This window comes from Microbacterium sp. UBA3394 (assembly GCF_002358725.1).
Classification (GTDB): Bacteria; Actinomycetota; Actinomycetes; order Actinomycetales; family Microbacteriaceae; genus Microbacterium; species Microbacterium luteum.
In genome coordinates, this window is record NZ_DEPK01000016.1 from 1 (window position 1) to 4,976 (window position 4,976).

The following is a 4,976-nucleotide window of genomic DNA, read 5'->3' on the forward strand; positions in this document are numbered from 1 at the left end:
CCCGAAACGCCCCCGTGCCGTTGCGGGGTTCTTCCAGCCGCCGCGCCTAGCCTGGACGGGTGACCCGACCGCTGCATTCTTCCGACGCGCCCTTGGTCGGCGTGGTGATGGGTTCCGACTCGGACTGGCGCGTGATGAGCGACGCCTCGCAGGCGCTCACCGACTTCGGGGTGCCGCACGAGGTCGAGGTCGTCTCGGCCCACCGCACGCCCGACAAGCTGCTGCGCTACGGCCGCGAGGCGCGGGCACGCGGCCTGAAGGCGATCATCGCCGGCGCCGGCGGTGCCGCGCACCTGCCGGGCATGCTCGCCTCGCTCACCTCGCTTCCCGTGATCGGCGTGCCGGTGCAGCTGGCGACGCTCGACGGCATGGACTCGCTGCTCAGCATCGTGCAGATGCCTGCGGGCATTCCGGTGGCAACCGTGTCGATCAACGGCGCGAAGAACGCCGGGATCCTCGCCGCCCGCATGCTCGGTTCCTCGGATGCCGCCCTCGGCGACCGCGTCGAGGCGTATGCCCGTGATCTCGAGGCGCAGGTCGAGGAGAAGAACCGGCGGCTCAAGGACGCCCTGTGAGCGTCGCGGCCCCGCACCGGCCGGTCGCCTCGTCCCGGTCGCGCACGATCGAGGAGCGGCCGCTGCGTTACCCCGACGTGTCCTCCGGCTCGGTCATGAGTCGGCGCGGCTGGTGGCTGGTGGCCCTGAACTTCCTGCTTCCCGGTTCTGCCCAGGTGCTCGCCGGGAGTCGGCGGCTGGGGCGCATCGGGCTGGCGGCGACCATCCTCATGTGGATGCTCGTGGTCGCGGGCGTTCTCATCGCCCTGTTCGCGCAGGGTCTGCTCATCTCCCTCGGCACGAACTGGTTCGTGCTGCTGCTCGCGCAGGGGCTCCTCATCGCGTACGCCGCGCTGTGGGTCGTCCTCACGATCGACACGCTGCGTCTGGTGCGGCTGGTGAAGACCGCGGGCATCGCTCGTGTCGGCATCCCGGCGCTCGCAATCGCGCTGGTGATCGCCGCGAGCGGCGGTGCCGCCTACGCGGCGCAGTCGGTCGGTGCGGCGCGCACCGCGCTCGGCGCGATCTTCGGCGCGAGCGGACCGCCGGTGGAGCCCTCCGACGGGTACTACAACATCCTGCTTCTCGGCGCTGACAGTGGCGAAGGCCGTGACAGCATGCGCTTCGACTCGATCTCGGTGGTGTCGGTGAACGCCGAGACCGGCGCGACGACGATCACCGGCATCCCGCGCGATATGCCCAACTTCCCCTTCTCGGAGGGGCCGATGCAGGAGAAGTACCCGAACGGTCACGAGGGGTTCGCCGACCCGACGTGCGGGTGGGGGAGCGGCGTCAACCAGCTGCGCACCGAGGTCGAGGTGTGTCAGGACGGCACGGCGCTGTATCCCGACGCGTACGACAACGGCTCGTCGCCCGGCGTCGAGGCGACCAAGGATGCCGCCGAGGGGATCCTCGGCATCGAGATCCCGTACTACGTCTTCGTCGACATGAAGGGCTTCGCCGACCTCGTCGATGCGCTCGGCGGGGTGACGATCACCGTCGATGAGAGGCTGCCTGAGGGTGGCGGTCCGACGTACGACGGTCAGCCGGCCGAGGAGTGGGCGACCGGGTGGATCGAGGTCGGCGAGCAGCACATGGACGGCGACACCGCCCAGTGGTACGCCCGTTCGCGCTACACCACCAGCGACTTCGACCGCATGGAGCGTCAGCGCGAGCTGCAGCAGGCCATGCTCGACCAGTTCACGCCGCAGACCGTGCTCACCCGGTTCCAGGATCTGGCGGCGGCCGGGGCCGATCTGGTCGAGACCGACATCCCGAACTCGATGCTCCCGTTCCTCGTCGACCTCGCGGCCAAGGCGAAGGATCAGCCGGTCACGACGATCGAACTGACGCCCGAGGGCGGCATCGACGAGTACGACCCCGACTACGACTACATCCGCGAGCTCGTGCAGCAGACGCTGCACCCGCCGACCCCCACGCCGGAGCCCGAGTCGTGACCGCCGTCCTGCGGGTGATGCTCGATCAGCTCGTCGCCCCCACCGACAACGATCTGAAGGTCGCTTCCGGAGAGCTCGTGCGTGCCCTCATCGCCCACGCGCCGCAGGGGTGCGAGGTGGAGGGGATCGCACCCGCGGCCGGGGGTGACGGCGTCGCGGCGCTGTCCATCCCGGGCATGGCCGGAGTGCGTCGCACGTCGCTGCCTCGCCGCGAGCTCGCCGGTGCGCTGCAGCTCGGCGTCGCGACGGGCATCGGTGGCGGGATGATCCACGCCCCGAGTCTGTTCGCGCCGCTGGTGAAGCACGACCGCGTGCACAACAACGATCAGACGAGCGTGACCGTGTGGGATCTCCGCCCGTGGGATGCACCCGACGAGCTCTCCCGATCGAGCGTCGCGTGGCACAAGGCGATGCTCAAGCGCGCCGTCAAGCACGCCGACGCCGTGGTCGTGCCCACGCACGCGATGGCGCGGCGGCTGGGGGAGATCGCTCGGCTCGGGGATCGCATCCGGGTGATCTCGGGCGCCGCTCCCGAGGGCTTCCGCGTGCCGACGGATGAGATCGGACGTCGGCGCGAGCTCGACCTCCCCGAGGGATACGTGGTGCTCGCCGGTACGTCAGCGGAATCGGACGCGCTCGCCGCCGGGTTCGGTGCGGTCGCCCGCAGTGGCCACGACGTGCCCGTCGTCGTGGTGGATGCGGGCGAAGGCGAAGAGCCGGCGATCGCCGAGATCGCGGCGGCCGCCGGGGTTCCCGCGCGACTCGTGCATGTGCGCGGCGCGCTCGCCGACGCGGACCGTGGCGCGGTCTTCGGTGCGGCCGTCGCCTACGTGGCCCCGTCGACGCGGGCGGTGTTCCCGTGGCGGACCGTCGAGGCGATGGCCCTTGGCGTTCCGGTCATCGCGGCGGACTCCGACGTCGTGCGCGAGGTCGTCGTCGACGGCGGCACGCTGGTGTCGGCATCCGACGCGGATGCTGCTGACGCCCTGGGTGCGGCGCTCGCGGATGCGCTCGGGTCAACCACGGCTGCCGAGCGTCTGGCGGTCATGGCGGCCGATCGCGGCCGCGTCTTCTCCTGGCTCGAGGCGGCAGACAAGATCTGGGCTCTGCACGCCGAACTCTAGTAACAATTGTGTTCAGGTGTAACTTTCGCCACACTAGTCACAGAATCCCCTGTGAATAAGGAGTCGGGTAGATGAGGCGATTGATTGCGCCGACGCTCGCTGTGATCGCCATGCTCGCCGGCTTCCTCGTCGCCCCCGCCGCGTCAGCGGTGGAGCAGACCGTGGTCGCCGATGCTGCGACCACGGTGGACGTCGTGTCAGCCCTCGACGCGGAGACCGCGATCGGCGACTCCATCCAGACCGCCGACCTGTCGAAGTTCCAGGCCGGCAACATCATCAGCGACGCCGTTTTCTTCGACAAGTCCACGATGACTGAAGCGCAGATCCAGGCCTTCCTGGAGAAGATGGTGCCCACCTGTCAGTCCGGATACACCTGCTTGAAGGACTGGTATGACACGTCGCGGAATGTTTCCGCCGACGCCATGTGCGGTGCCTACTCGGGCGGCACTCGGGAGCGTGCCTCGCGCATCATCTACAAGGTGTCGCAGGCGTGTGGCATCAACCCCCAGGTCATCCTCGCGACTCTCCAGAAGGAACAGGGGCTCGTCAACCACGTGTGGCCGAGCGACTGGCGGTACCGCATCGCGATGGGGCAGGGCTGCCCGGACACCGCGGCGTGCGACACGCGCTACTACGGCTTCTTCAACCAGGTCTACGGTGCCGCGTGGCAGTTCAAGCGATACGCCAACCCCGCGGGGACGAGTCAGTACTTCACCTGGTACGCGCCGGGGAAGACGTGGAACATCCTGTGGAACCCCAACCACGACTGCGGATCGTCGCCGGTCTACGTGCAGAACCAGGCGACGGCGAACCTGTATTACTACACCCCCTACCAGCCCAACGCTGCGGCGATCCGCGCCGGGTATGGCACGGGCGATGGATGCTCGTCCTACGGCAACAGGAACTTCTACCAGTACTTCACCGACTGGTTCGGGTCTACCACGACGCCGGTGAACGCGTGCGCTCAGCCATCATCACCCAAGACTGCGGTCAAGACGTACGTCGTGACAGCCAGCAGCCTAAATGCACGGTCGGCGCCGAGCCTTGCGTGTGACGAGAACATCTCCGCATTGGCGCAGGACACGGTCTTGCAGGCGACTGCGGTGGTCGACGGCTGGTTACGTGTTGACACGGAGTCCGGCGCACGATGGGTCGCCCGCGAGCATGTGCGCTACGCGGCCGCAGACGAATCAGTCTGTGCTCTCCCTCCGAAGGTCGGGTCGGCGCAGTACGCGTATGTGCTCGTCGCTGACTCAACCGGACGGGCGGTCCCGAACTCGGGCTGCGAACTCAACTCGACCGAGATCTCAGCGGGGACGATCGTACAAGCATTCGCGGTGAGCGACGACCGCAACTGGGTGAAGGTGCACATCGGCGACGTCGATGGCTGGGTAGACCGGGCGGTGCTCCGCCGCGCCGACACGATGGAAACTGCGTGCGCTCTGCCAGGGGACACCAGCGCAGCACACATGGTCTACACGATCCGAGAAAGCGGCACCTCTGGGCTGACCTCGCCGAACCCAGAGTGTGGCATCGGGCGCGCGACTCTTTCTGGACAGACGGTGGTGCAGGCAGTGTCGGCAAACGGGGACCGCGACTGGTTGTTGGTGTCCTCGGGCCGGGGCCTCCTATGGGTTGATCGCAGCCATCTAACTCGCCTAGCTTCGACCGCGGACCCCTGCGAGGTGCGCGTTTCTTCGCGAGCGGCGCAGCGCACTTATCTCCTCGATGTCGACACTGAGGCGCTCTCGTCGCCCACGACCGTGTGCGACACCGGCTCCGTACCCATCTCGGCAGGGACGGTGCTCCGCCCGAAGGCGAGCACTGAGGCGGGGGACTGG

Annotated in this window: 3 protein-coding genes and 1 pseudogene; all 4 read left to right on the plus strand. The window is 68.4% G+C overall.

Features of this window, described 5'->3' with window-relative positions:
• Positions 1 to 107: 107 nt before the first annotated feature.
• On the plus strand, positions 108 to 575 hold the full coding sequence (purE, locus tag B4E30_RS00660) for a 5-(carboxyamino)imidazole ribonucleotide mutase (protein WP_071044769.1): 468 nt from the start codon (positions 108 to 110) through the stop codon (positions 573 to 575).
• Complete coding sequence (locus B4E30_RS00665; RefSeq protein WP_286793069.1) at positions 572 to 2,011, plus strand: LCP family protein; 1,440 nt, start codon at positions 572 to 574, stop codon at positions 2,009 to 2,011. The genes purE and B4E30_RS00665 overlap by 4 nt, the downstream gene beginning before the upstream one ends.
• Entirely contained in the window at positions 2,008 to 3,135 is a 1,128-nt protein-coding gene (locus B4E30_RS00670) for a glycosyltransferase (protein ID WP_286793070.1), read from the plus strand. The genes B4E30_RS00665 and B4E30_RS00670 overlap by 4 nt, the downstream gene beginning before the upstream one ends.
• Before the next feature lie 71 nt (positions 3,136 to 3,206).
• Positions 3,207 to 4,976 (plus strand): annotated as a pseudogene (locus tag B4E30_RS00675) (hypothetical protein); the annotation flags it as partial.

Coding starts and splice junctions, on each gene's coding strand:
- purE (WP_071044769.1), top strand. CDS start 108: ATGGGTTCCGACTCGGACTGGCGCGTGATGAGCGACGCCTCGCAGGCG.